The organism is Nocardia inohanensis NBRC 100128 (genome assembly GCF_001612945.1).
Lineage (GTDB): Bacteria > Actinomycetota > Actinomycetes > Mycobacteriales > Mycobacteriaceae > Nocardia > Nocardia inohanensis.
Map to the genome: position 1 here is coordinate 98,361 of NZ_BDBK01000017.1, position 23,658 is coordinate 122,018.

Genomic DNA, 23,658 nt, shown 5'->3' on the forward strand with positions numbered 1-23,658 from the left:
CGTCGGTTCGTCGCGGGCGGATGCACGGATGTGACCGGGAGTGCACGGATTGCGACCGGGCGTGCCAAATGCCAAGGCGGGCAGTTGGTTTGCTGGATCGACTCTACTGATCGAAGACAATATGGACATCCTCGGATTCGGGCAAAGTCTGACAGGCCAGGGTGAGCCCCATGGCGATCTCCTCGTCGATCAGCGCTTCGTTCAGGAGCATGCGTGTCCGCCCCTGCCGCACGCTGCACACGCAGGTCCCGCAGGCGGATTCCCGGCACACGTACGGTGCGTCGATACCGTTGTCCAGCAACACATCCAGCAGTTTCCGGGTGCGCGGCCAGGGCAGGGTGTGGGTCGCGCCGTCGATCTCCACGCGCACGGTCGCCGTCCCATTCGGCATCCCGGCACGCTCGGCCCCCGTCATCCCGGCATGTTCCAGGCCGGGATCTCCCTGTGGTGGTGAGATTCCGGCCGAAAGCATGCCGGAATGACCGGGAGGAGGCTCGAACGGATTGTCGGCCAGTGACCGGTACTCCTCGCGATGGATCGTGCGTGCGGACACCCGCAGTTGAGCCAGCGCCCGCGTCGTCACCGCCGCGAATCCCTCGGGCCCACACAGGAATATCTCGAACCGACGATACGGCCGCAGCAGACCCGCCAAGGCTTGCGTACCGGGCAATCCACGCTCGGATTCCAGCCAGTGCAGCACCACCAGCCGCCGTGGATAGCGCCGGTTCAGCTCGCGCAGCTGCCGCTCGAAGATGATCGAGGCCCGATCCCGGTTCGCGTACAGCACGACCACCTGCCCGCGCCCGGCGGCCAAGGCCGATTTGGCGATCGACATGATCGGCGTGATGCCGCTGCCCGCCGCGCACAGCAGGAAATCACGATCCAGTGAGCGCGGGGAGAAGTTCCCCGCCGGTTCCAGCACGGTGAGAACGGACCCGGCGGAAACGTTGTCGCAGAGCCAGTTCGAGGCATATCCGCCCGCCGTGCGCTTCACCGTGACCGCCGGCCGGTCTTCGCAGTGCGGGCTGCTGGAGAGCGAATAGCAGCGCGCCACCGATCCGGTGCGCTCACTGGGCACCCGCACGGTCAGGAATTGCCCTGGCGCGTAGGCGAATCTGCCGGCCGAGTCGGCGGGCACATCGAAGATCAGCGAGACCGCGTCGGCGGTCTCGCTGACTACTTCGCGCACCTTGATCCGGTGGGCGCGTGCGCTCATCCGGCCCCTCCCCGGCCGAGCAGCAGTTCACCCACGGCCTGGAGGCGATCCATCGAAAGCGGTTGTGTCATCCGGCGATTGATCCCCGGCGCGAGGCGCAGCATGAAGTACCCCAGCCAGGCCTCGGTGCGCACCGGCACCACCGCGAGATCGAAGCGGATGGCCCGCTCCACCGCCCGCGCCACCAGGTCGGGGCTCATGGGTGCGAAGGGCAGCCGGTCGGCCAGCTCCTGTACCTGGGCGGCGATCCACTTGCCGCGTTCGAGCAGCGCCGGATCCACGCCCACCGCGATCGCGTGCTGGGCGATATCGGTGTTGATCACGCCTGGGCAGATCGCGCTCACCCCAACGCCTTTCGGCGCGAGCTCCAGCCGCAGGCATTCGGTGAGCATCTTCACCCCCGCCTTGGACACCGAGTACGCCGACATCACCGGGGTGGGCGTGAAAGCCGCCGCCGAGGCGATATTCACGATGTGCCCGCGCTGGTTCGCCTCGATCATCTGCCGCCCGAAGGTCCGGCAGCCGTAGACCACGCCGAGCAGGTTGACGCTCAGCTGCCGGTCCCAATCCTCCGGTTCCAGATCGAGAAAGGCTCCGCTGACCAGCATTCCGGCATTGTTGACCAGCACATCGGCCACCCCGTAGTCGGCGCAGACGTCCCGGGCGAAGATCTCCCAGGCCGCCGGATCGGTGACATCGAGCTGCATGGCCACCGCCCGCTGCCCGGCGCCGGTGATCCGGGCGGCGGTGGCCACGGCCGCCGCCTTGTCGATATCGGAGACGATGACCTGCGCGCCGCCCCGGGCGAACCGCTCGGCCACGGCCCGCCCGATGCCGCTGCCGGCGCCGGTGACCACGACCAGTTCCGGGTCGATATTGTTGAGCTTCAACGGATTCCCTCTCAGCCGATCCGGTCCAGCAGTTCGCCGTCCGCGCCGAACAGCTCCTGCCGCCACTGCTCGAGCAGCTCGTCGGTGTCGATGTCGTCGGGGTGGAAGCCGGGCCGCATATACGGCCGCATCTCCTTCAACAGCCCCCGCACGATCGGGCCGCGCACCAGCGCGACGGACTGCCGCGCCACCTTGAAGGGGCGCCAGCTGCGTGGATCGCTCAGAATGGAGGCGACAATTCCCAGGGAGACAGCGGGAATGGTGAGGTAGTACATGCCCGCCATCACGCCGATCCGGACGGCCTCCGGCCCGCCGCGGTCCCGGAACACGTCGAAGGCCACCGACTTGTGCTCGAGCTCCTCGAAAGCGTGCCAGTTCAACAGATTCCACACTTCGGGATCACCGGGGATGTCCTGGATCTCCTGGGTCCCCAGTACCCGCTTGGCCAGCGTCGCGGTGTAGTGCTCGGCGGCGGCGGTGAAGGCCAGGTGCACCTGGCGTGGCACCAGGTTCTCCACCATGATCACGCCCTTCTCCCGCAGCGCGCCCGGCCCGAAGGTGAACAGCCGGACAATGGGAAAACCGTTGTGGATCAACTGATCGTTGAGCGCCCGGTGCTGCTGTCCGTGCACGGCTTCCTGTCCGATGAACCCGGCCACCCGCTTCTTGAGCACCGGGTCGGTGATCTCGCCGGAGAACTTGCGCACCGAGCGGATGAACGATTCCTCGCCCGGCGGGAAAACGCCCGAGAGCACTGCGATCAGGTGGGTGAGCGGAATATCGTCCTGGACGAAATGGTGCGCCATCGGTTCGGGCTGCCCGAACCGGAATCGCATGCGCCGCACCTTCGGATACGGGTCCAGGGTGGTGCCGGCATTGTTGCGACCGATCGCCATTGGCCGGTCCTTTCTCTTTGGAGTTGTAGCTATTTCAGGTGATCGTTGAGGACGCCGTCCGCGCCGAAAAGCTCACGCTGCCAATGGGAGAGCAGCGCGGAGGTGTCGATATCGTCGGGGTGGAAACCGGGCCGCAGATACTTGGCCAGCTCCGGCATGAGCCCCCGGAACAGCGGGCCGGTGAAGAGCCGGTACCCCTCGCGCGCCACCCGCACCGGCTGCCGCCGGGCATTCGGATCGCGGGCCAGCGCCACCGCCAGGCTCACATAGGTCAGCGGCAGGGTGAGCGCGTACATGGCGGCCATGACGCCGATCCGGGTGCGTTCGTCGCCGCCCGCCGCGCGGAAGACGTCGAAGGCCACCGATTTGTGCTCGAGTTCCTCCAGCGCATGCCAATTCAGCAGATTCCAGACCTCCGGATCGCCCGGAATGGACTGGAGTTCGTCGCTGGCGAGCACCCGCTGCGCCAGCACCGCGGTGTAGTGCTCGGCGGCGGCCGTCATGGCCAGGTGCACGTGCGCGGGCAGCCGGTCCTCGAGCCGCGCCGCGCGCTCTTTGGCGCGCTCGGAATCCAGCCATGCGATGGGATAACCCAATTCGACGAGTTTGTCGTTGAGCCGCCGGTGTTCCTGGCCGTGCATGGCTTCCTGGCCGACGAAGCCGGTGACGCGTTTCTTCAGCACCGGATCGGTGATCAGCGCGGCGACCCGGCGGACCGAGCGGATGAAGGATTCCTCGCCGGCCGGGAAAGCGCCGGACATGCCGGCGACGAAGTGACTGAACACCATGTCGCCGTCGACGAAGTACTTGTCGTGTGAATGCTGTTCGCCGAAGCGGAAAGTGATGCGCCGGGCCTTGGGATATCCGGTCGCGGGCAGAGTATTGACCATCTGGACCATCCTTGGTGCAACACCGAGTACCTAGTACTGGGTGTTCGATGTGAGCCCAGTGTAGGATTGTCCCAGACAGTTCACAAGGGGGTTGGCCATAACGGATCGAATTACAATCTGGCGCATGGCCTCTCATTCACCCGACGGGCGTCCGGGCGAGCTCAAAGGTGATGCCAGGCATGACCGCTGGCACTCGCACCGGGCCACGGTGCGAGCCGAACTCATCGAGGCCACCATTCGCGCCATCGACGCGCACGGGCCCGAGCTCTCCATCGACGATGTGGTGAAAACCGCTGGTATACCGCGTCCCAAGCTGTATCGGTTCTTCGGTGACAAGGTGGAATTGCTGGCCGCGGTGAGCGGCCGGGTGCAGCAGCTGATCGTCGAACGCGTCACTCCGCACCTGGATCCGGCCGGTCCGGTGCGCGAAGGCATCCGGACCGCGCTCGTCGCCTATATCGAACTTGTCGCCGAGCGCCCCAACCTGTTTCGGTTCATCGTCAGCTCACAGGTGGTCACCGCGTTCGGCGCGACGCGCCTGATCGAGGAGGGCCGTCCACTTTCCGATACCGTCGCGGCGTTCTTCTCCGGGCTGCTCCGGCTCCGGGGCGCGAACGGCGATCACACCCAATACGCCGTCGATGCCATGCTCGGCGCGGTCGGGCTGGGCGTACTGCGCTGGCTCGAGGAACCCGTCATCACGGCCAAGGAACTCGCCGAGGAGCTGACCGCCTTCGCCTGGGGCGCGCTCAGCGCCACCGCCGAATCCCGCGGTCTCACCCTGCATCCCGACGAACCGCTGACCGGACGGCCCGCGCTCAGCGAATCGACCGATCGCTAGCCGATCATCTCGCGCTGCACGGTGCCGGTGATCTCGCCGGCGGTCAGGATCATGGCGCACATGAAATCGATCAGCTGGGCGCGTTCGATCTCGAGATCGCCGCGCAGCCACTCGGTCAGTATCTCCAGCCCGCCGAAAGACACTGTGCGCGCGGCGAGTTCGGCGTACAGGCCGGAAGCCGCCGTCTCGCCCAGCAGTTCCCGGCCCTGATCCAGCATGACCGCGGCGGCGGTGTTCACCAGTTCGCTGCGGCGGCAACGCAATTCGGCGGTGGTCTGCAATTCGAGGAACAGTCGCCGGCGCAGCGGATTGTCGGCGACGATGGCGACCACGGTCTCCATCACCGCGCGCACGCGCAGGCGGGTGTCGGACGGGGTGGCGGCCAGCGGTTCGAGCATCTCGGCGGTGATGGCGGCCAGCTGCTCGTCGAGCAGTTCGCGCAGCAATTGATCGGTATCGCCGAAGCTCTCGTAGAAGTAGCGGTCGTTCAAGCCTGCCCGGGCGCACAGAACCCGCACCTTGAGCCCGGCCGGCCCCTGCTCGGCGATGAGTTCCCCGGCGGCCTCCAGGAGTCTGCGCCGGCGTTCCCGTCGCCGCTCGTCGGCGCTGAGCCCGGCGTATCGACCAGTGGCTGCCGTCACATCTCCGCCTCGTCCGTTGCCCGCCCCGACACTCTGGTGAAGACTATCACCAAATTTTCGTTCACCACCGCAGCAAGGACCGATCCATGACACTGCCGTCCATCCTGTCCGAGCGCCTGCGGCTGCCCGCCGTCGCCTCGCCCATGTTCATCGTCTCCGGGCCGGAACTGGTGATCGCGCAATGTCAGGCGGGGATCGTCGGATCCTTCCCGTCGCTGAACGCGCGGCCGCAGTCGCAGTTCCGGGAGTGGCTGCTGCGGATCAACGAGGAGCTGGCCAAATGGGATGCCGACAACCCGGATCGGCCCTCGGCCCCGTACGCGGTGAACCTCATCGTGCACAAGAGCAACGACCGGCTCGAGGAAGACCTCGCCACCGTCGTCGAATTCCAGGTGCCGATCGTCATCACCTCGCTGGGCGCGCGGCCCGATGTGAACGAGGCGGTGCACTCCTACGGCGGCATCGTGCTGCACGACGTGATCAACGACTTCTTCGCGCGCAAGGCCGTCGAGCGCGGGGCCGACGGGCTCATCGCGGTGGCGGCGGGCGCGGGCGGGCATGCCGGAGCGCAGTCGCCCTTCGCGCTCGTGCAGGAGATCCGGGCCTGGTTCGACGGGCCGCTGCTGCTGTCGGGATCCATCGCGCACGGCCGGTCGATTCTGGCCGCGCAGGCCGCCGGGGCCGACTTGGCTTACATCGGTTCGGCTTTCATCGCCACCGACGAGGCCAATGCGGTGCCGGGCTACAAGCAGATGATCGTGGACTCGGCGGCGGGGGACATCGTGTACTCCAACCTGTTCACCGGGGTGCACGGGAACTATCTGCGCGGCAGCATCACCGCCGCCGGTATGGATCCGGACAACCTCGGCGAGTCCGACCCTTCCGCAATGGATTTCGGAACCGGCGAATCCACCACGCCGGGCGCCAAGCCCTGGAAAGATATCTGGGGTTCGGGTCAGGGCATCGGCGCGGTGGACGCGGTCGTGCCCACCGCCGAGATCGTCGCCCGCTTGAGCCGCGAATACGCCGCGGCCAAGCAGCGGCTGGCGAACCTGTAGCCATAGCGCGGCGGGAAGATTCGTTTCGGACCCCCGTTCCGGCAAGATCGGTGTAATACTATCGGTCGGCATCGAAAGCGATTGCACGGCAATTCTTTCCGATGCCGACCGTTTGTGTACGCCGGTAGGGGGTGTGCGAGAACAGAAGATAAGCACTTCATCGAAGACGTCGTAGCGCAGGGGCAATTCGTCGATACGGTGTGGGTGTTTGCGGCCCGGATGCGCTGCGGGTCATTCACGCGCGGATGACGCCGCCGGAGTCGTCGTGCGCGATGTGGTGGCCACTGTTGATTCCGCAGATTTGAATGCTGCTCGCACATAAGGAATCTCGCGTGTACGACCCGTTTCCCGATCACCCCGCCGAGCTTTCCGCCACCCCGACCGACCTCTCGCTGCTGCTCCGCCCGGCCCCGCCCGGCACGCCCACCGACCGGATCCGGCTACACGGCGGCAAGGGCTACATGCTCTGGGCCGATGTCCCCCCGGCCCTGGTGCTGGGCTCCTCCGGCGGCTCCGGAGCAACCACCACCGCACTCGGAATCGCCGCCGCCGCATACGAATCCGGCGGCCATTCGCCGATCGTGGTGGACGCCACCGCCACCGGCGGCGACCTGGCCCGCCGCGGCTGCGACACCGTCGATCCGGCCGGCACCGTCCAATCCTGGCTCAATATGTCCCACCGCAACCTGGTCTCCACCGTCCTGGACAGCTGCGGCGAGAACACCGCCAACGTCGGCGTCCTCCCCCGCGGACCCGAAGCCCTCCCGCGCCGCGAAAGCTACGCCTCCGTGCACCGCGACCTCAGCGGCGCCGGCTGCCTCCCCGTATACGACGGCGGCGCCCCCATCACCAACCGCGCCGTAGCCCCCCTGCTCTGCGACCCCCGCATCGCCCTGGTGATCACCATCGCCGCCCGCCCCGACGCGGTGAACCGCCTCAAACCGGCCCTCATCTGGCTCGACGACAACTACAGCCAATACCACCTGGCCGACGCGGTGATCGTCGTAACCAGACAACACCCCAAAGACGGCCCCCTCATCGCCGAACACACCCGCACCTACCTGGGCGAAGTGGTCCGCGGCGTAACCGAAATCCCCTACGACCCCCACCTCGCCTCCGGCGGCCCGATCAGCTGGAAAAAACTCGCACCCCCCACCCGAGCCGCCTACCGCCAGGTGGTGAGCCTGCTGAGATAGTCCGCGCGACGCGCCCCCACGTGCCATGCGCAGGTGTAGATCGCGAGAGCGACCGCACCCCAGCGAATCGCACCCACGAGCGCGGCGCGCACGAGATCGTAGCCACTGGGCTGGACGTACGCGGTGAGGGCATGCGTCACCCCGAAGGCCACGAAAACCGTTGTCCCGGTGAGCACCCACGCGCGCGGCGTCCGCGCGAGCCCGGGTCGCGCCGCACCCGGCGGCGTCCGGCGGTACCAGCCCGCCGTGGCGAGCGCGAGCGCCAGCATGCCGCCGACCGAGGACACATACCCGAGCACGTTGTACACCCGGTGCGGTTCGATCACGGTCCCGCGCAGCCACGCCCAATGCGTGACCATCGCGCCATCGCGTTGAACGAAGCTGTCCCACAGCACATGTGTGCCCGCACCGGCGACCACGGAGAGCACCGCTCGCGGCAACTGCCGGAACCGCCACTCGAGTTCTCCGGTTCTCCGCCGCCAGCCCTCGGGAGCCAGGGCCGTCAACGGCTCCGCGACGAACCGCAGCAGCGCCAGCAGCAGCAAGCCGATCACCGGATCGGAGGTCATCGTGCCCGCGAGCGAATGTGTCGGCACCGGTATCGAAACCGGCACATAGTAGAGGACGTCGGGGGCCAGGGCTCCCGCGACCAGTGCCGGCAGCCACAGGTATCGGCGCAGGGGCAGTACAGCTGCGGGGTGGGCGAGGGTGAACGGCACCGTGCGATTCTCGCGGTGTTCCAGCCGAATTCACACCGGGAAATTTCGGACCGTTCGAAAAGGCTCTGACATGGGATGATTCGCGGGAGAGGGGGGATTGCGGGCCGGGTTCGGGGGTTGCGGATCGTTCGCATGAGTAACGCCGCGGGGGTGAGTTGCGACGTGCTCCGTGACAAACGACAGGCGTCGGGGCCCTGTCCGTCCACTTCCGGTTTCTTTTTCGAATGGGGTTCTGGGCATGGCTTTCGGCGAGTTCGTAGCTAGACAACGCGCCTTGCTGGCAAAAAACAAGAAGATCACCGCGTCGGCTTCGGCGTTGGGGGTGCTGGGTATCGCTACCGTGGTGGCGGCTTCGTGGTCGCTGACCGCTTCGCATACCGAGACCGCGTCCCCGCAATTGCGTGCCTCGGTGACGGAATGCCATGACATGGTGACCATTTCGGTCGCCGGTCGTGGTGACACTCCGGTCGCGGGCACTACGAAACTGCTGGTCGACGCGAACGGGAACGAGTTGCCCGCCGCGGTTTCGGGTGATCACAACAGCCAGTGGCTCGATCCGGTGGTGAACGCTCCGAAGGATGGGACCGACGGGGATTCCTACCAGGCCGTTTATATCGCGTACCCGGCGAACATGGCCTCCTACGAGGACGCGGTCAACACCGGTGTCGCCAATACCCAGCAGGTCATGCGGGATATCGCGGTGGCCTGCCCGGACACCAAGTTCTCCATCGTGGGCTACTCCGAGGGCGCGGACGTGGTGCGCCGGGTGGCCATGAAGATCGGCAACGGCGAGCCGGACGCGAACGGGCGCTACGAGACGGTCAATCCCGACGACGTGGTGGGTGTGGTCATCCTCGCCGACTCGGGCCGTACGGCGGGGGAGGGCACCTTCATCGGCGCCAAGGACCCGAACGGCAGCCCGGACAACTTCGATCAGAAGTACGGCGGCGGGTCGGCCGGTGGCGAAGGCGCGCTGAAGGGCAATCAGGGCGGCTTCGGCAAACTGGGCGGCAAGATCGCGTCCTTCTGCTCCGACGGCGACCTCACCTGCGCCGCGCCCAAGAACATCTCGCTGCTGAACCTGGTGGTCAATGTGGGCCGCCAGATCAACGCCGACCAGCTGGAGCGGGAAGGGCTGAACGCCACCACCGGTCAGGACGTGGCCGTCACCCTCGCCAATATCGCCATGAAGGCGTTCGCCGACATCCAGTCCCAGAAGAACTGGATGGCCTCCGACGAGACCTTCCTCTCGGTGCTGCTGCGCGTCTCGGACCCGAACTACAAGCCGGGCGAGTCCAAGCCGGCCACCACGCAGGCGGATTCCATTGCGGCCGAGAACATGTCGCCGCTGGCCTACCTGCCGCAGAAGGTCTTCAACGAGATCATCGGGCTGATCACCACCAACCAGAACACCATCCCGGTCATCCTGAGCGATCCCTACAACCTCACCCTGGGCCCCAACGGCACCGGCCACCACTTCGACTACTGGCGCGATGCGAAGCCCGAGGAAGGCAAGCAGCTGACCTCCGCCGAATACGCCGCCGCCTGGCTGACCGAACTGGCCAAGAAGGCGCAGGCCGGTGAATTGAAGACCACCACCACGACCAAGCCGGCCGAGAAGGCCGCACTGGCCGCCGCGCCCACCTCGTCGGGCCAGCCGGGCACCACCACCCCGAAGCCGAGCACGACCACCACGACGCCGGGCAGCACGACCTCGGGCACCACCCCGGGCACCACGACCACGGCGCCGACCACCACCACGGCCCCGACCACCACGGCCCCGGCCATCGCGCCGACGACCACGGTCGAAGCCGCGGCCCCGGCCACCACCTCGCCGGAGGCGGCCAAGCCGACCACCACCGCACCGACGACCACGGTGCCGGCGACCACCACGCCCGCCACCACGACGGCCGCGAAGTAGTAACCGCCACAACGGCCTTCCGTCCCCCGCACCGGGGTGACGGAAGGCCGTTTCGCGTGCTCAGGCCAGCATCTGCTTGGGCCGCCGATCGGTGGGTTTGCGCGGTTTGCGCCCGGCGGTCGCGGCCCGGAACGCCTCGGCGGTCTGCGGCACCAGCAGCGCCGCGACAATGCTCAGCACCGGGCCGACCGTCATGCTCTCGAAAGCGGCCGTATAGGAAGCATGATCGGTGACCACACCGAACAGCAGCGGGCTCAGCACCCCCGCGAGCTGACCGCCGAAAATGATCACCCCGGTCGCCGCGCCGATATAACTGCTGGGCAGGGCGCGCAGCGGCACCGCGAACGCGGGCATGAACGCCAGCCCCGCCAGGAACGTCATCACCGATCCGGTCAGCACGAACAGCGGGAAGAACTCGATGCGCGGCAACACGAACAGCAGCACCGAGGTCGCGACCATGGCCGGCACCACCAGCATTCGCGGCTGCCCGCCCAGCCGATCCGACAGCCGCGCGCCCAGCACCACCCCGACCGCCGCCGCCAAGGTGGAGGGCACCGCGGCGATCGCGACGACCGTGATGGACAGGCCGCGATCCTCGTGCAGGAAGGTCGGCAGCCACGCGGTCACCCCCCACACCAGCACGTCGTAGCCGAAGAAGATAACCGCGAACCCCAGCAGCGCCGGCGACAGCAGCACCCGGCGCGGCGCGGTCGAGCCCGCCGGCTGCTGAATCCCGTCCTGCGCCAAGGGCTCCGGCATCCAGCGCCGCCAGGCCAGGATCACCGCCACCCCCAGCACCGAGATGATCGCGAACATCGCCCGCCACCCGACGGTCGGCAGCAGGATGCTCGCCACGACCGCCGCCAGCAGAATCCCCACCGCGTTCGAGGCATTGGTCCAGCCGGTGGCGGTGGTGCGCTGTTCGGGGGTGCTGCGCTCGGCCAGCGCCTTGATGGCCGCCGCCGGGAACACGCCCTGCACCAGCCCGAACAGGAATCGCATGACCAGCAGCGCCAGGAACGACCAGGCCACCGCGGTCAATCCGGTGAAGACCGACCACGCCACCAGCCCCACCACCCCGATCCGCAGCGCGCCGTAGCGATCGGCGAGCAAGCCGCCGGGCACCTGCGCGGCGGCGTAGGCGATGAAGAACACCGAGACCAGCAGCCCCTGCTGGGTGTGATCGAGGTGCAGGTCCTGGCCGATGTAGGGCAGCGCGAAGTTGATGACCGTCCGGTCGATGTAGTCGACGACCCAGGCCGCGAACAGCAGCACGATGGTCACCCGGGTGGTGCGTGGCATCGGAGCCCCTTCATCGAACGCGAGGCAACGTGTCCTCTGTGCGGCCCCGCCGTGCGGGTCCTTCAGAATCCGCAGATTACCTACCGGCGGATCACGAAGCCTGCCCTCAAACGTATGGGCCGGAGATCACCGGCGCACCGATCGCACCGCTCAGGCGGGCGGCACCTGTTCGCCGCCGTGGGCCGCCAGCGCCTGCGCCACGATCTCGTCGAGCCGCGCGTGATGGGCTCCCTTCCAATAGGTTTGGCCGCAATCGGCACAGCGGGCGAAGCTGTCGTAGGTGCGGCCGGTGCTGTCGGGCAGCAGTGCGCGCACCGACTCCTTGTCCGCCGGGCGCAGCACGCCGTTGCAGGAGGTGCAGCGGGTCCACGGCAGCAGCGGCGGGGCGAAACGCGACAGCACATCCTCCAGCTGTTCGGCCGGGCGGTGACTGTAAACGTATGCGCCGCAGAAGATTTCGCGGCGACGCAGCAGACCCCGGTCGCGGGAGAGCAGTACCCGCTGCTCGGCGGCCGAGCGTGCGGCCAGGGCGGCGTCGCCGATATCCGGATTCTCGTAGGCGGCGTCGACCCCGAGCAGGCGCAGCCGCCGGGCCAGCGTGCCCAGGTGGATGTCCAGCAGGAAACGCGGCGGCTGCGGCAATTCCTGCGGCCGCGCCACCGCGAGCACCCCGGCCGACTCCCCGTCACCGGGCACGTGGGCCGGTCCGACGGTGCGGCCGTCGATGCGCAGCTCACCCACCTCGGTGAGCGGCACCCCCAAGGATTCGACCACGTGCCCCAGGGTGGAGACGCCGTCCACGCGCACCGCTCCGGCCGCGCGCTGACCGACGAAGACTTGCAACTCCGGCGCGACGGTAACTCGGATCTCCCCTGCGTTCACCCCGTCAGCATGCCAAAAGTCCAGGCCCGGCGGGCAACTCGTTTTCCCGGCGATTAGTCCGCGCCGGTCCGGGTAGAGCCAGGAAAGGGTCGACTTCGCGGCCCACGGCAACAATCAGCTACTGCGAAAGGATTGACGGCTATGCCCAATCCCAAGAACCCCGGACAGTTCGGCAACCGTTCCGACACCGCGGAGCAGGCCAGCAAGGGCGGCAAGGCCAGCAGCGGAAGTTTCGGCAGCGCGCGCGGCGCCGATCCGCGTGAGGCGGGCAGGAAGGGCGCCGCCGCCCAGCCGACCGCGGCCAAGCAGAAGGGCGGGCAGCACAGCCACTCTCGCTCGGACTCGTAATCCGCGCCCGGACGTGGGAGGGATCGCCGCTCGGCGATCCCTCCCACGGGCATTTTCCGGACATTTGTGAATTACCGTCAAATTTCATGTGTGCAGTGGCGTGGCGCACATTGAAGACGCGCCGAACATTTCGTTAACCATTTGTTTGCGAGCCTGTGAGTTGCGGGGATCTGACTTTGGTGTTTTTCTAGTTGCGCAGGTCGAATCGACCCACCGACGGAGTTGGAGTTGCAAAACCCGTCGAGTGCCTTTTTCCGGCAGCGTCGCCAGCCGCACTCTTCCTCGGCCTGCCCGCCAGAACAGCAAGTCGCCGTCCTCCGGCGCACTTCCCTGATGCAGGTTCGAAAGGACTCAGGTCGTGAACGCACCCTTCTTCACCCGTGCCGCAACGGTTCTCACCGGAATCGCGATCGGTCTCGCGGCCCCCGGCCTGGCTACCGCCGCACCGGTGGGCGACGCCGCCGCGTCGCCCGCCGATGCGGGTGGTTCGCAGCTGTTGCCGCAGCTCGGCAGCGGTAGCGCCGCACTCGGCACCGGCAGCTCCACCGCGGGCGGCGTCGCCGGGGCGCTGGGTACCGGCAGTGCCGCCGCCGGATCGGTGGGCTCGCTGATTCCCGGGCCGGGCTCGGTGCTGGGCCTGCTCGGCACCGGCAGCGGCGCGGCCAGCGGATCCGCGCAGGCCGGCGGCACCCTCGCCGCGGCCCTCGGAACCGGCAGTGCCGCCGCGGGATCGGGCTCCGCGGGCGCGAAGTAACGCCCGAAAGCCGGATGGGTTTCCGGCGCGTCATGCGTCGATCGGCAATTAACTTCCAATTCGCCAGAACGGTTTCCGGGCGCTAGCGCCAGTCTTTTGCGCACGCTGATTTCTTTACGAAATTCTAACGCCCACCCGTAGGCATGAAATTCGATGAGGACCGTCGAGATGGAATACACCCACCTGTCCGAATTCGCCGTCCGCCCGGGAGTATTGACCCTGTGGCGCCCGGAACTCGTCCCCGGCCACGATTGGACCCCGGACGATCGCCCGCTCACCAGCGTCCACGTGCGGCATTGCCAGGCCGTCGACGCCGCCGATCCGCGACCCGGGCGCGGGCGCTGGATCGGCACCATCTTCGAAATGGACGCGCCCTTCCATCCCGAACAGTGGCGAGAGACCGTGCGGCTGTGGCACGTTCGCCACGAAGGGCTGCGCACCACCCTCGCGCACCGGATCGACGGGGAACCCGGACGCCTGGTATGCGACGGGGCCGCCGTGACCGTCGGCGACGAGCCGGTGCCCGGCGTCACCGCGCCGGAGGCCATCACCGAATACCTCACCGACGCACTGGAACTGCGCCTGTCCGCCCTGCGCTGGCCGCACTGCCTGCTCGCCACCGTCGAGCACCCCGGCACCGCCGATTTCACCGTGCTGGTCGCCGCCGACCACTCGGTCATGGACGCGTACTCGCAGGCCATCGTGATTCTGGAACTGCGCTCGCTCTACCGGTCGGTGGCCGCCGGCGAACCGGCGCGGGAGTCCGTGACTTTCGGCAGCGCCGCGGATTTCGCCGCCTACGAGCGGGCGGCCGCGGCCGCGCTCACCCCGTCCTGCGCGGGCGTGCAGGTGTGGCGCCGCTTCCTCGACGGTTCGGGCGGCATGCTGCCCCGCTTCGAACCCGCCATCACCCGCGGCAGTGACGCACTGTCGGCGGCCCCGCAGACCAGCACCTCCCGGCGACTGCTGTCGCTCGCCGAACTCGAGCGGGTCGAGGACGCGGTCACGGCGCGCGGGCATCGGCTCTCCGTGGCGGTCTTCACCGCCCTGGCGATCGCCTACCGGCGCAGCTTCGGCTATCTGTCCATGCGCGCCATCATGCCGATCGCCACCCGCCCGGACCTGAAATGGCTGGAATCCATGGGCTGGTTCGTCAATGTGGTGCCGTTGGACATCACCCTGGCCCCCGACCTGGATCCGGACGCCTCCCTCGAAACCACCCGTACCGCGCTGCGTCGCTCCCGCGCCGCCAACGACACCACCTGGACCCGCGCCCTGGAACTGCTGGGCTGCACCGACAGCCCCCGGTTCGGCATCTCCTTCCTGGACATCCGCGTGCTGCCCGACTACGAGCTGGTGGAATCCCTGCGCGGCCACACCCTGCGCGCCGAGTGCTACTCCGGCGACGAGGTCTTCCTCTGGATAGTCCGCGCCGCCGACGGCCTGCGCCTGTCCACCCGGTTCCCGGCCGCTTTCCCGGCCCCGGAAATGGATCGCTTCCTCGCCGAATTCGCCCGCGCCATGCGGGAATTCACCCACGACCTGGCGCCGGCCGAAACCGCCGCGCAGACGGCGGACCCAACCCCCGCATCCCCGGTGGATACCCCCGCCGGCCAGATTCCGGCCGCGCTGTGCCCGCCCGCCGCGACCCTGCTCGGTCTCGAGGAGGCGCCGCCGGCCGAGACGAATCCCCCGGTGCCACCGCCGGTATCGAACGGCGCTCCGGTCTTCGCCGGTGACCCGCGACCCGCCGTGCCCCCTGCCGCGGCGCGGCTGGTCCCGTCGCCGAGCCGAGGCTGAGCCATGCGGGTCCTGCTGGCTTTCGCGGGCAGCCGCGGCGACGCCCAACCGGGAATCCTGCTGGCGCAGGAGCTGACCCGCCGCGGCCACCGGGTAACCCTCGCGGTCTCCCCGAACCTGGTCGCGCTGGCGACCAGCCACGGCGTCCAGGCCGAACCCTTCGGCCTGGACAGCGCCGAACTGCTCCGGGCGCAACGCGATGACGCGCGCTTCACCGCCCGCAACCCGCTCCAGCGCCTCCGGGCGATCCTGGATCTGCAACGACGCGGATTCGCCGAGGCGGCCCTGGATCTGCTCGGCATCGCCGGCCCCGCCGATGTGCTCGTCACCGGCATGGCCTGCGAGGAAGCCGCTGCCGAGGTCGCACGACATCGCGGCATACCGTTGGCGGCCTTGCACTTCTTCCCGATCCGCCCCAATGGCGTCGTGCCGGTGGTACCCGCGGGGTGGGGAGCGCGGCTTCCCAAGACGGCCAACCGGCTCGGCTGGCACCTGCTCACCAAGGCGCGAGCCGCCGCCCTCGCGCCCGAGATCGCCGCGCTGCGTGCAGCGATCACTCCGGGCTTTTCCGGCGGGTGGCAGTTGGGGCGTACTCCGGGCGCGGGATCGAATGCGGCCTATCCGCGTACGGTGCTGCACGGGTATGACGTCGAGTTGTTTCCGGGACTGATCGATGAGATCGGCGACGGAAGGGTAACCGGGTTTCCGGTTCCCGTGCCGAGCGCCGACGGCATCGATCCGGCGTTGACGGAGTGGTTGGCGGCGGGGAGTGCGCCGGTGTACGCCGGGTTCGGGTCCATGCCGGTCGCGGATCCGGCGGCTACCGCGCGGATGGTGCGGGAGGTCTGTGCGCGGCGCGGAATGCGATTGCTGTTGGCGGGCGGGGTGTTTCGCGGCGGGATCGACGGCGATGTCGCGGTGGTGGAGCAGGTCGATCATCGGGCGGTGTTGCCGAGGTGCGCGGTCGCGGTCCATCACGGCGGGGCGGGAACCACGGCGGCGGCTCTGCGGGCCGGGGTGCCTTCGGTGATCTGCGCGGTGCAGGCCGATCAGCCGTATTGGGGGCGGCAGGTCGAAAAGCTCGGGCTCGGTGTGGCTTTGCCGTTCGCTCGATTGACCGGGCCGCGGCTGGAAGCGGCTTTGCGGCGGGCGAGCGAGCCGGAGACGGTGCTGCGGGCCGCGGCTTACGGAATGCGGTTCCGGGACGACGGGGTGGCCCGGGCCGCCGATGTCGTCGAATCGCTGGTATCGGCGGGTAATTCGCCACGACTGATGGAGGTTCGTGATGACGGGTGAGATCGCCATCGAAACGTGGGGGATCGGAAAGACCTACGGGAGCACCACCGCGGTGGACGGGGTCGATCTGAAGATCGAGGCCGGGACCGTGTTCGGGCTCTTGGGGCCGAACGGAGCGGGGAAGACGACGACCGTGCGCATGCTGGCCACGCTGGTGCGGCCGGATACGGGGCGGGCCGGTGTGTTCGGGTACGACGTGGTGCGTGACGCCACCGCGGTGCGGTCGATGATCGGGCTGACGGGGCAGTACGCCGCGGTGGACGAGAACCTCACCGCGGTGGAGAACCTGCGGCTGTTCGGGCAGCTGCTGGGGCTCACCCGGCGGGCCGCGAATCGGCGGGCGGGGGAGCTGCTGGAGGAGTTCGAGCTCACCGGGGCGGCGCGGCGGCGGGTGGCCACCTTCTCCGGTGGGATGCGACGGCGGCTGGATCTGGCGGCGACGCTGATCACCCTGCCGCCGTTGATCTTCCTGGACGAGCCGACCACGGGACTGGATCCGCATACCCGCGAGCGCATGTGGTCGGTGATCCGCCGGCTGGTGGATCGCGGGGCGACGATCCTGCTGACGACGCAGTACCTGGAGGAGGCCGACGCGCTGGCCGACCGGATCGCCGTCATCGATCACGGGCGGGTGGTGGCCGAGGGTACGGCGAGCGAGCTGAAATCCTCGGTGGGGGAGGAGATGCTGCGCATCGACCTCGCCGATCCGGGACAGCGAGCGCTCGCCGATGCCGCCGTGGAGCGGATCACCGGAACCACGCCACTGCACGGGGATACCCCGGCGACCCTCGCGGTTCCCTTGCGCGACACCGATATCGCCGCCGAAGTGGTGGCTGCCTGCCGCACCAGCGGGATCCGGCTGCGCGGCTTCGCCGTCGACCGGCCGGACCTCAACTCGGTATTCCTCACCCTCACCCAGCACGCCGGCCGGAGGCTGTCATGACCACGCTCGTCGAGGGGCCCGCGACGGTCCCTCCGGAACCGCGAATCGAGCGCCGCCCCACCGTGATTCACGTGGGCCCGCGCGCCGCCCTGCGCCAATCGCTGATCATGGCCAAGCGCGGCATGCTCACCTTCCGGCACAGCCCGCAATTGCTCTACGACGCCGTGCTGCTGCCCGTTATCGGCCCGCTGCTGTTCGGCAATGTCTTCGGCACCGCCATCGCCGGCAGCCTGCACGCCTACCTGCCGACCCTGGTCCCCGGCGTCCTGGTGCAGATCGTGCTCACCTCCTCGGTCGCCACCGGCGTGCAGCTCTCCGAGGACATCCGCTCGGGCGTCTTCGACCGTTTCACCTCCATGCCGATCGCCCGATCCGCCTCGGTGACAGGCGCTTTGGCGGCCGGCGCGACCAGATACGTGATAGCCGCCGTCATGGTCCTACTGGTCGGCTTCGGCATGGGTTACCGCCCCGACCATCCCTTCGGCCTGTTCGCCGGCGCCCTGCTGGTGGTGCTCGCCACCACCGCCATGAGCTGGATCTTCGCCTTCATCGGCGTCACGATCGCGAAACCCGCCGCCGTACAGGGCATGTCGATGCTGGTCCTGACCTTCCTGTCCTTCGCCTCCAATGCCCTGGTCCCGGTCGCGGCGATGCCCACCTGGCTGCGCCACGTCTCCGACTACAACCCGGTATCCCACCTGGTGGCGGCCGTGCGCACGCTGGCCGACCACGGCACCCTCGGCTCCGACTTCGGCTGGTCGGTGCTGGCGGCGCTGCTCATCGCGATCGTCTTCGCCCCCTTGACCGTCCGCACCCTGCGCGCCCGCTGATCGGAGCACCCGCATGGCCATCAATCGCCTCACCGCCGACGACGACCTGTTCCTCAAACTGCACGCGCTCTACGGCAATGCCGTGGTCAACCAGCTCGCCTGGCGCTTCGCCGAACCCGTGGACGAGGAGACCCTGCAACGCTTCCACGCCCACCTGGCGCACGGCTTCCTGTCCCGTCGCGTCGAACACACCGCGATCCCGATCGCGCGCCCCTGGTGGGTCTGGTCGGAGAAGTCGAATCCACTGTTCTACCAAGACATTCCGGTAGCGGAGGACGGTGTGCTGGACTGGTTCCTGACCCAGACCGAGGGCGACTTCGACCCCGCCACCGGCCGGGTCTGGCGACTCGCCGCCGCCCCGACCACCACCGGCGGCACCCTGCTGTCCCTGGTCACCTCGCATGTCGGCGCGGACGGCGGCGCGGTCCTGTTCGCGGTGGGAGACGCACTGCGCCAACTGGATTCCGGCGCGGAGCCCAGCGTGGCGGGCAGCTCGGGCAGCCTGATCGGGACGGGTCCGCTGGGCCGTTATCGTGAACACCTGCGGGACGCGTACGGCCAACTGCTGGCCGCCGGCAAGGGCATTCGCGCCGCCGTCGCCGCCCGCGATGTCGCGGAACCCGCCCGCAACCCGCGCCCCGCCGACCCGGTCCTGCCCTTGGGCCCCGAACACACCCCCGCCGATCTGGTGGTGGAAGTTCCCTTGTCCGAATGGAATTCGGTGGCCGCAGCCCACGACGGCACCGCCAACGGCCTCATGGTCGGCGTCGCGGTCGGCTTGCTCGGCCGCAGCGAACGCGTCCCCGACGGCGCGCACGTGCGCGTCGACATCCCGCACTCGATGCGTGTCGAGCACGATCCGCGCGGCAATGCCACCACCGGCCTGCCCATCGCCGTCGAGTACCGCAAGGGCGACCGCACCGACCTGCGCCAGGTCCGCGCTGCCGTCAAAGCCGCCGCCACCGCCTACCGCGACCCGGCCACCACCCCGGCCCTGCAACACCTCCAGCCGGTGCAGATGATGCTGCCCCGCCCGGTGCTGGCCTGGTTCTCCCGTACTGCCAAGGCCCCTGAATGCCTGTGCACCAATCTCGGCGAGACCGGTCAGGGCGTGGCCACCATCGGCGGGGTGAAGGCGAGCTCGGTCCTGATGCGCCCGGTCGTGCGGACCGGCCCTACCGAGACCTTCCGCCGGGTCGAGATCGGCCTGAACCTCTCCTGGTCCAGCGATGGCGAGACCGTCACCCTGGCCGTCACCGCCGCCGACCCGGACCGCTTCCCGACCCGGAAGGCGCTGCGCGAGTTGGTCACCGCCGAATTCGATGCCTGGGGTTTGCGCCCGGCCTTCTGGACCTAGGGCTGTTGACGCCGCGCCAATTTAGGTGTAACCATGAGGTACAGTAACCTTCGCCACACCTGAGGAGGGTCTGACAATGGTGTCAGCATCCGTGACAACAGATCCCGTGGTCGCGCTCGCGCGGCAGTATGCCGACAAGCTCATGCTGCTGTCCCAGGGCTCGGTCGACAAGCACTTCGACCCGTTCACCGATATCGATTGGGATCACCCCGATTTCGCGGTGCGCGCCGACGACCCGCGCTGGATTCTCCCCGAATCCGGCGATATGTTCGCCCGTCATCCCTGGTATCAGGCGCAGTCGCAGGCCCGCAAGATCGCCATCGGGCTCTGGCGGCAGGCCAATATCGCCAAGGTGGGGCTGCAATTCGAGACCCTGCTGATCGGCGGCATGGTGCAGCACACCTTCAAGCTGCCCAATGGCGACGCCGAATTCCGGTACTGCACCCACGAGGTCATCGAGGAGTGCAATCACACCCTGATGTTCCAGGAGATGGTGAACCGCATCGGCATCGACGTGCCGGGCATGGGGCCGATCCTCAAGCAGCTCACCTATATCGTGCCGCCGCTGGCCGCGCTGTTCCCGAATCTGTTCTTCACCGCCGTGCTCTCCGGCGAGGAGCCGATCGATCACGTGCAGAAGGCGATTCTGCGGGCGCAGGAGGATATTCACCCGATCATGCGCGGCGTCATGGCGATTCATATCGCCGAGGAGGCGCGGCACATCTCGTTCGCCCACGAATTCCTGGAACACCATGTGCCGCAGTCGGATCCGCTGAGCAAGTTCGTGCTGTCGCTGGCCTTCCCGATCGTCATGTGGATCGGCGGCCGGGCCATCGTGATTCCGCCGCGCTCCTTCTTCCGGGAGTTCGGCATCCCGCGCGAGGTGCGCAAGGAGGTCTTCTTCGGGGCTCCCGAGTCCAAGGAGGCGTTCGCGGGCTTCTACGGCGATGTGCGCGCGCTGGCCAAGCGGATCGGCCTGATGAACCCGGTCTCCAAGCGGGTGTGGAAGGTGCTCGGCATCGACGGCCCGACCACTCGTTACCGCTCGGAACCGGACCGTCCGGGCCAGGTGCGTGCCGCCTGACCTGGCCATCGGCCGGGTGATGTAGACGTAACTGCAAATCACATGTAATCTTGGCGCGTCCGGACGCCGGTGTCCGGGCGCGCGACCAGTGAAGCGAGTAACCCCAATGACGCGGCATGTCGACGTACTGATCATCGGCGCGGGCCTGTCCGGAATCGGCATGGCCTGCCATCTGACCCGGGAACAGACCGGACGCAGCTACCTCATCCTGGAGCGTCGCACCGCCATCGGCGGGACCTGGGATCTCTTCAAATACCCCGGCATTCGCTCCGACTCCGACATGTACACCTTCGGCTACGGCTTCCGGCCGTGGATCGGCACCAAGGTGCTCGCCGACGGGCCGCACATCCGGCAGTACATCGAGGACACCGCCGCGGAGTACGGCGTCACCGACCACATTCGCTTCGGCCGCAAGGTCGTGAAGGCCGCCTGGTCCAGTGAACAGAACCTGTGGACGGTCGAGGCGTTCGACGAGCGCACCGGCAAGGCCGAGACCTACACCGCGAACTTCCTGGTCGGCTGCACCGGCTACTACGACTACGACAAGGGCTACCGGCCGCAATTCCCCGGCGAGGAGCGGTTCCAGGGCCGGATCGTGCATCCGCAGCACTGGCCCGAGGATCTCGACTACACCGGTAAGCGGGTGGTGGTCATCGGCTCCGGCGCCACCGCCATCACGCTGATTCCGTCCATGAGCAAGGACGCCGCGCATGTGACCATGTTGCAGCGCTCGCCCACCTACATCGCCGCGCTGCCCGCCGACGATCCGGTCGCGGTCGGCTTCAAGTTCGCCAAGGTGCCGGCCTCCATCGCCTACAAGGCCGGGCGGGCGCGCAATATCGCCCTCCAGCGCGCGAGTTACCAACTCTCGCGGACCAATCCGAAGCTCTCGGCCAAGCTGATGCTGGCGGCGGTGCGGGCGCAGGTCGGCCCCAAGATCGATATGCGGCACTTCACGCCCAAGTACAACCCGTGGGATCAGCGACTGTGCGTGGTGCCCAACGGTGACCTGTTCAAGGTGCTGCGCAGCGGTAAGGCGTCCATCGCCACCGACACCATCGAGACCTTCACCGAGCACGGGATCCGGCTCTCCTCGGGCGAGGAGTTGCAGGCCGATATCGTGATCAGCGCGACCGGTCTCACCGTGCAGATGCTCGGCGGGGCCGAGCTCGAGGTGGACGGCGAAACCGTCGCCACCCGGGATCTGGTGGCGTACAAGGGTTCACTGCTCGGCAACGTCCCCAATGCGATGATCATCCTCGGCTACACCAACGCCTCCTGGACGTTGAAGGCCGACCTGTCCGCCGAGTACTTCTGCCGCATCCTCAATCTCATGCGGGACAAGGGATACACGAAGGTGGTCGCGGTGCCCGAAGAGGGTGACCGGTCCGAAGCCTCGCTGATGGGCGGCGCGCTGACCTCGGGTTACATCCAGCGCGGTGACAGCGTGATGCCGCGCCAGGGCACCCGCGGGCCGTGGCTCGTGATCAACAACTACTTCCGCGATCGCGCCATGCTCCGCAAGGAAGCGATCGAGGACGGCATCCTCCGGTTCGGCCGCGTCGCGCGGAGCGCGGCCCCGGTGGAAGCCGAATCACGCTCCGCCTGAGCGGCTTTCGGCACCCCTCAGCCCCCGGCGACTCCGGTCGCCGGGGGCTGAGCGGTAAACAGGCCACCGGTCCCGCCGCTGGCTCTTTCCCGGGCGCGGTGCGGCGCGCAGCATGGGGTGATGACTGTCGAATCGCTACCGACTCCGCTCCCGGCTCATGTGCGCGCGGCGTTCGGCCCCACGGTGACGTATCTGAATGCCGCGAGCTGTGGATTGCTGCCCATCGAGGCGGCGCAGGTATTGGAGCGGGCCGACCGGCAGCGCGTGACCGGTGAATTCGTGATCCCCGACGTCGATCCGATCATCGCGGATTGCCGGGCCGCGATCGGCCGGTTGACCGGGTTCGAGGCGCGGCAGATCGCCATCGGATCGCAGGTGTCGCAGCTGGTCGGGGTGGTGGCGGACAGCCTGCCGCCCGGTGCGAGAGTGCTGCTGCCCGAAGGGGAATTCGCCTCCGTGGTCTGGCCTTTCCTGGCGCGCCCGGACCTGGAGGTGCGGACCGTGCCACTGGCCGGACTGGCCGCCGCGGTCCGATCCGATGATGCCCTGGTGGCCGCCGCCGTGGTGCAATCCGCCGACGGTGCGATCGTCGATATGCCCGCCGTGGTCGCGGCCGCCCGCGCCGCCGGTGCGCGGGTGCTGTTCGATCTCAGCCAGGCGACCGGCTGGTACCCGGTGCACGCGACGGGGGCCGACTGGGTGGTCGGCGTCGGCTACAAATGGCTGCTCGCGCCGAAAGGCAGTGCGTTCCTGGCCGGTACCGATGCCGCGCTCGATACGCTGCGTCCGGTCGCGGCGGGCTGGTACGCCGGTTACAACCCGTGGGAGACCTGCTACGACGCGCCGCTGCGGCTGGCCGCGGATGCCCGGCGCTTCGATGTGTCACCGGCCTGGTCGGCGTGGATCGGTTTGCGGGTCGGACTGCGCACCATCGAATCGGTCGGCATCGGCAATATCCAGCGTCACGATGTGGCCTTGGCGAACCGCCTGCGCGAGGGACTCGGCCTGCCCGAAGGGAATTCGGCGATCGTGTCCGTCGAAGTCGCGCCCGAAACACTCGAGCGGCTGCGGACCGCACGGGTGATCGGCTCCATGCGGGCGGGCCGGTTGCGGCTGGCCTGCCACCTCTACAACACCGAGGACGAGATCGACCACGTCTTGGATGTGCTCGCCGGATAAGGCTTT

At 68.3% G+C, this 23,658-nt stretch carries 22 protein-coding genes; 14 read left to right on the plus strand and 8 right to left on the minus strand.

The features are described from left to right. Positions 1-103 precede the first annotated feature (103 nt). Genes NI1_RS31150 through NI1_RS31165 form a run of 4 tightly spaced genes read right to left on the minus strand, consistent with a single transcriptional unit; the run spans position 104 to position 3,892 of the window. Positions 104-1,216, minus strand: a complete 1,113-nt coding sequence (locus NI1_RS31150) for a ferredoxin--NADP reductase (RefSeq protein WP_067828097.1) — start codon at positions 1,214-1,216, stop codon at positions 104-106. Then, entirely contained in the window at positions 1,213-2,106 is an 894-nt protein-coding gene (locus tag NI1_RS31155; protein WP_067828100.1) for an SDR family NAD(P)-dependent oxidoreductase, read from the minus strand. Before NI1_RS31155 ends, NI1_RS31150 begins: the two co-directional genes overlap by 4 nt. An 11-nt stretch (positions 2,107-2,117) precedes the next feature. Continuing rightward, positions 2,118-3,002 (minus strand): metal-dependent hydrolase, encoded by an 885-nt coding sequence (locus NI1_RS31160; RefSeq protein WP_067828102.1) that lies wholly within the window; start codon positions 3,000-3,002, stop codon positions 2,118-2,120. Between the two features lie 29 nt (positions 3,003-3,031). Continuing rightward, entirely contained in the window at positions 3,032-3,892 is an 861-nt protein-coding gene (locus NI1_RS31165) for a metal-dependent hydrolase (RefSeq protein ID WP_067829122.1), read from the minus strand. Positions 3,893-4,016: 124 nt separating this feature from the next. Between NI1_RS31165 and NI1_RS31170 the strand changes: the two genes are divergently transcribed. After that, positions 4,017-4,733, plus strand: a complete 717-nt coding sequence (locus tag NI1_RS31170) for a TetR/AcrR family transcriptional regulator (protein WP_067828105.1) — start codon at positions 4,017-4,019, stop codon at positions 4,731-4,733. Here the strand turns inward: NI1_RS31170 and NI1_RS31175 are convergent. Continuing rightward, a complete protein-coding gene (locus tag NI1_RS31175) occupies positions 4,730-5,374 on the minus strand; it encodes a TetR/AcrR family transcriptional regulator (RefSeq protein ID WP_067828107.1) in 645 nt (214 codons plus the stop codon). The two genes, NI1_RS31170 and NI1_RS31175, sit on opposite strands and share 4 nt — an antisense overlap. 86 nt (positions 5,375-5,460) lie before the next feature. Between NI1_RS31175 and NI1_RS31180 the strand changes: the two genes are divergently transcribed. Both NI1_RS31180 and NI1_RS31185 read left to right on the plus strand, forming a co-directional pair. Continuing rightward, positions 5,461-6,432, plus strand: a complete 972-nt coding sequence (locus tag NI1_RS31180) for an NAD(P)H-dependent flavin oxidoreductase (RefSeq protein WP_067828110.1) — start codon at positions 5,461-5,463, stop codon at positions 6,430-6,432. Positions 6,433-6,764: 332 nt separating this feature from the next. Next, on the plus strand, positions 6,765-7,628 hold the full coding sequence (locus tag NI1_RS31185) for a MinD/ParA family ATP-binding protein (protein ID WP_157535435.1): 864 nt from the start codon (positions 6,765-6,767) through the stop codon (positions 7,626-7,628). Here NI1_RS31185 and NI1_RS31190 read toward each other — a convergent pair. After that, a complete protein-coding gene (locus tag NI1_RS31190; RefSeq protein ID WP_067828115.1) occupies positions 7,598-8,347 on the minus strand; it encodes a DUF4184 family protein in 750 nt (249 codons plus the stop codon). The two genes, NI1_RS31185 and NI1_RS31190, sit on opposite strands and share 31 nt — an antisense overlap. Before the next feature lie 238 nt (positions 8,348-8,585). Between NI1_RS31190 and NI1_RS31195 the strand changes: the two genes are divergently transcribed. Further along, complete coding sequence (locus tag NI1_RS31195; RefSeq protein WP_067828118.1) at positions 8,586-10,268, plus strand: cutinase family protein; 1,683 nt, start codon at positions 8,586-8,588, stop codon at positions 10,266-10,268. 60 nt (positions 10,269-10,328) lie between these two features. Here NI1_RS31195 and NI1_RS31200 read toward each other — a convergent pair whose 3' ends face one another. Together NI1_RS31200 and NI1_RS31205 are read right to left on the minus strand one after the other, a co-directional pair. Beyond that, positions 10,329-11,570, minus strand: coding sequence for an MFS transporter (locus tag NI1_RS31200; RefSeq protein WP_067828120.1), 1,242 nt, complete (start codon positions 11,568-11,570; stop codon positions 10,329-10,331). A 150-nt stretch (positions 11,571-11,720) separates the two neighbouring features. Then, positions 11,721-12,452 (minus strand): Mut7-C RNAse domain-containing protein, encoded by a 732-nt coding sequence (locus tag NI1_RS31205; RefSeq protein ID WP_067828124.1) that lies wholly within the window; start codon positions 12,450-12,452, stop codon positions 11,721-11,723. Positions 12,453-12,593: 141 nt separating this feature from the next. Here NI1_RS31205 and NI1_RS31210 point away from each other — a divergent pair, with 141 nt between their 5' ends. The 10 genes from NI1_RS31210 (at position 12,594) to NI1_RS31255 (ending at position 23,652) form a co-directional block, all read left to right on the plus strand. Further along, on the plus strand, positions 12,594-12,800 hold the full coding sequence (locus tag NI1_RS31210; RefSeq protein ID WP_067828127.1) for a hypothetical protein: 207 nt from the start codon (positions 12,594-12,596) through the stop codon (positions 12,798-12,800). A 358-nt stretch (positions 12,801-13,158) separates the two neighbouring features. Further along, positions 13,159-13,554 (plus strand): hypothetical protein, encoded by a 396-nt coding sequence (locus tag NI1_RS31215; protein WP_067828130.1) that lies wholly within the window; start codon positions 13,159-13,161, stop codon positions 13,552-13,554. Positions 13,555-13,707: 153 nt separating this feature from the next. Then, positions 13,708-15,354 (plus strand): condensation domain-containing protein, encoded by a 1,647-nt coding sequence (locus NI1_RS31220; RefSeq protein ID WP_245663492.1) that lies wholly within the window; start codon positions 13,708-13,710, stop codon positions 15,352-15,354. Positions 15,355-15,357: 3 nt separating this feature from the next. Beyond that, complete coding sequence (locus NI1_RS31225) at positions 15,358-16,650, plus strand: glycosyltransferase (RefSeq protein ID WP_067828135.1); 1,293 nt, start codon at positions 15,358-15,360, stop codon at positions 16,648-16,650. Continuing rightward, the gene (locus NI1_RS31230; RefSeq protein WP_067828138.1) at positions 16,640-17,593 is read left to right on the plus strand and encodes an ATP-binding cassette domain-containing protein; all 954 of its coding nucleotides are present in this window, start codon (positions 16,640-16,642) and stop codon (positions 17,591-17,593) included. Before NI1_RS31225 ends, NI1_RS31230 begins: the two co-directional genes overlap by 11 nt. After that, positions 17,590-18,423 carry an ABC transporter permease gene (locus NI1_RS31235; protein WP_067828141.1) on the plus strand — a complete coding sequence of 278 codons (834 nt, stop codon included), beginning with the start codon at positions 17,590-17,592 and terminating at the stop codon, positions 18,421-18,423. Before NI1_RS31230 ends, NI1_RS31235 begins: the two co-directional genes overlap by 4 nt. A 13-nt stretch (positions 18,424-18,436) precedes the next feature. Then, positions 18,437-19,780, plus strand: a complete 1,344-nt coding sequence (locus tag NI1_RS31240; RefSeq protein ID WP_067828145.1) for a hypothetical protein — start codon at positions 18,437-18,439, stop codon at positions 19,778-19,780. A 76-nt stretch (positions 19,781-19,856) separates the two neighbouring features. Further along, positions 19,857-20,864, plus strand: a complete 1,008-nt coding sequence (locus NI1_RS31245; protein WP_067828149.1) for an AurF N-oxygenase family protein — start codon at positions 19,857-19,859, stop codon at positions 20,862-20,864. 106 nt (positions 20,865-20,970) lie between these two features. After that, a complete protein-coding gene (locus NI1_RS31250) occupies positions 20,971-22,473 on the plus strand; it encodes a flavin-containing monooxygenase (RefSeq protein WP_067828152.1) in 1,503 nt (500 codons plus the stop codon). 120 nt (positions 22,474-22,593) lie between these two features. Next, on the plus strand, positions 22,594-23,652 hold the full coding sequence (locus NI1_RS31255) for an aminotransferase class V-fold PLP-dependent enzyme (protein WP_067828154.1): 1,059 nt from the start codon (positions 22,594-22,596) through the stop codon (positions 23,650-23,652). Positions 23,653-23,658 lie beyond the last annotated feature (6 nt).

Excerpts from the sequence above, each read along its gene's own strand:
- NI1_RS31245 (WP_067828149.1), top strand. The coding sequence starts at position 19,857 with ATGGTGTCAGCATCCGTGACAACAGATCCCGTGGTCGCGCTCGCGCGG.
- NI1_RS31240 (WP_067828145.1), top strand. The coding sequence starts at position 18,437 with ATGGCCATCAATCGCCTCACCGCCGACGACGACCTGTTCCTCAAACTG.
- NI1_RS31195 (WP_067828118.1), top strand. The coding sequence starts at position 8,586 with ATGGCTTTCGGCGAGTTCGTAGCTAGACAACGCGCCTTGCTGGCAAAA.
- NI1_RS31150 (WP_067828097.1), bottom strand. The coding sequence starts at position 1,216 with ATGAGCGCACGCGCCCACCGGATCAAGGTGCGCGAAGTAGTCAGCGAG.
- NI1_RS31250 (WP_067828152.1), top strand. The coding sequence starts at position 20,971 with ATGACGCGGCATGTCGACGTACTGATCATCGGCGCGGGCCTGTCCGGA.
- NI1_RS31180 (WP_067828110.1), top strand. The coding sequence starts at position 5,461 with ATGACACTGCCGTCCATCCTGTCCGAGCGCCTGCGGCTGCCCGCCGTC.
- NI1_RS31160 (WP_067828102.1), bottom strand. The coding sequence starts at position 3,002 with ATGGCGATCGGTCGCAACAATGCCGGCACCACCCTGGACCCGTATCCG.
- NI1_RS31220 (WP_245663492.1), top strand. The coding sequence starts at position 13,708 with ATGAGGACCGTCGAGATGGAATACACCCACCTGTCCGAATTCGCCGTC.
- NI1_RS31210 (WP_067828127.1), top strand. The coding sequence starts at position 12,594 with ATGCCCAATCCCAAGAACCCCGGACAGTTCGGCAACCGTTCCGACACC.
- NI1_RS31165 (WP_067829122.1), bottom strand. The coding sequence starts at position 3,892 with ATGGTCAATACTCTGCCCGCGACCGGATATCCCAAGGCCCGGCGCATC.
- NI1_RS31200 (WP_067828120.1), bottom strand. The coding sequence starts at position 11,570 with ATGCCACGCACCACCCGGGTGACCATCGTGCTGCTGTTCGCGGCCTGG.
- NI1_RS31255 (WP_067828154.1), top strand. The coding sequence starts at position 22,594 with ATGACTGTCGAATCGCTACCGACTCCGCTCCCGGCTCATGTGCGCGCG.
- NI1_RS31170 (WP_067828105.1), top strand. The coding sequence starts at position 4,017 with ATGGCCTCTCATTCACCCGACGGGCGTCCGGGCGAGCTCAAAGGTGAT.
- NI1_RS31225 (WP_067828135.1), top strand. The coding sequence starts at position 15,358 with ATGCGGGTCCTGCTGGCTTTCGCGGGCAGCCGCGGCGACGCCCAACCG.
- NI1_RS31230 (WP_067828138.1), top strand. The coding sequence starts at position 16,640 with ATGACGGGTGAGATCGCCATCGAAACGTGGGGGATCGGAAAGACCTAC.
- NI1_RS31235 (WP_067828141.1), top strand. The coding sequence starts at position 17,590 with ATGACCACGCTCGTCGAGGGGCCCGCGACGGTCCCTCCGGAACCGCGA.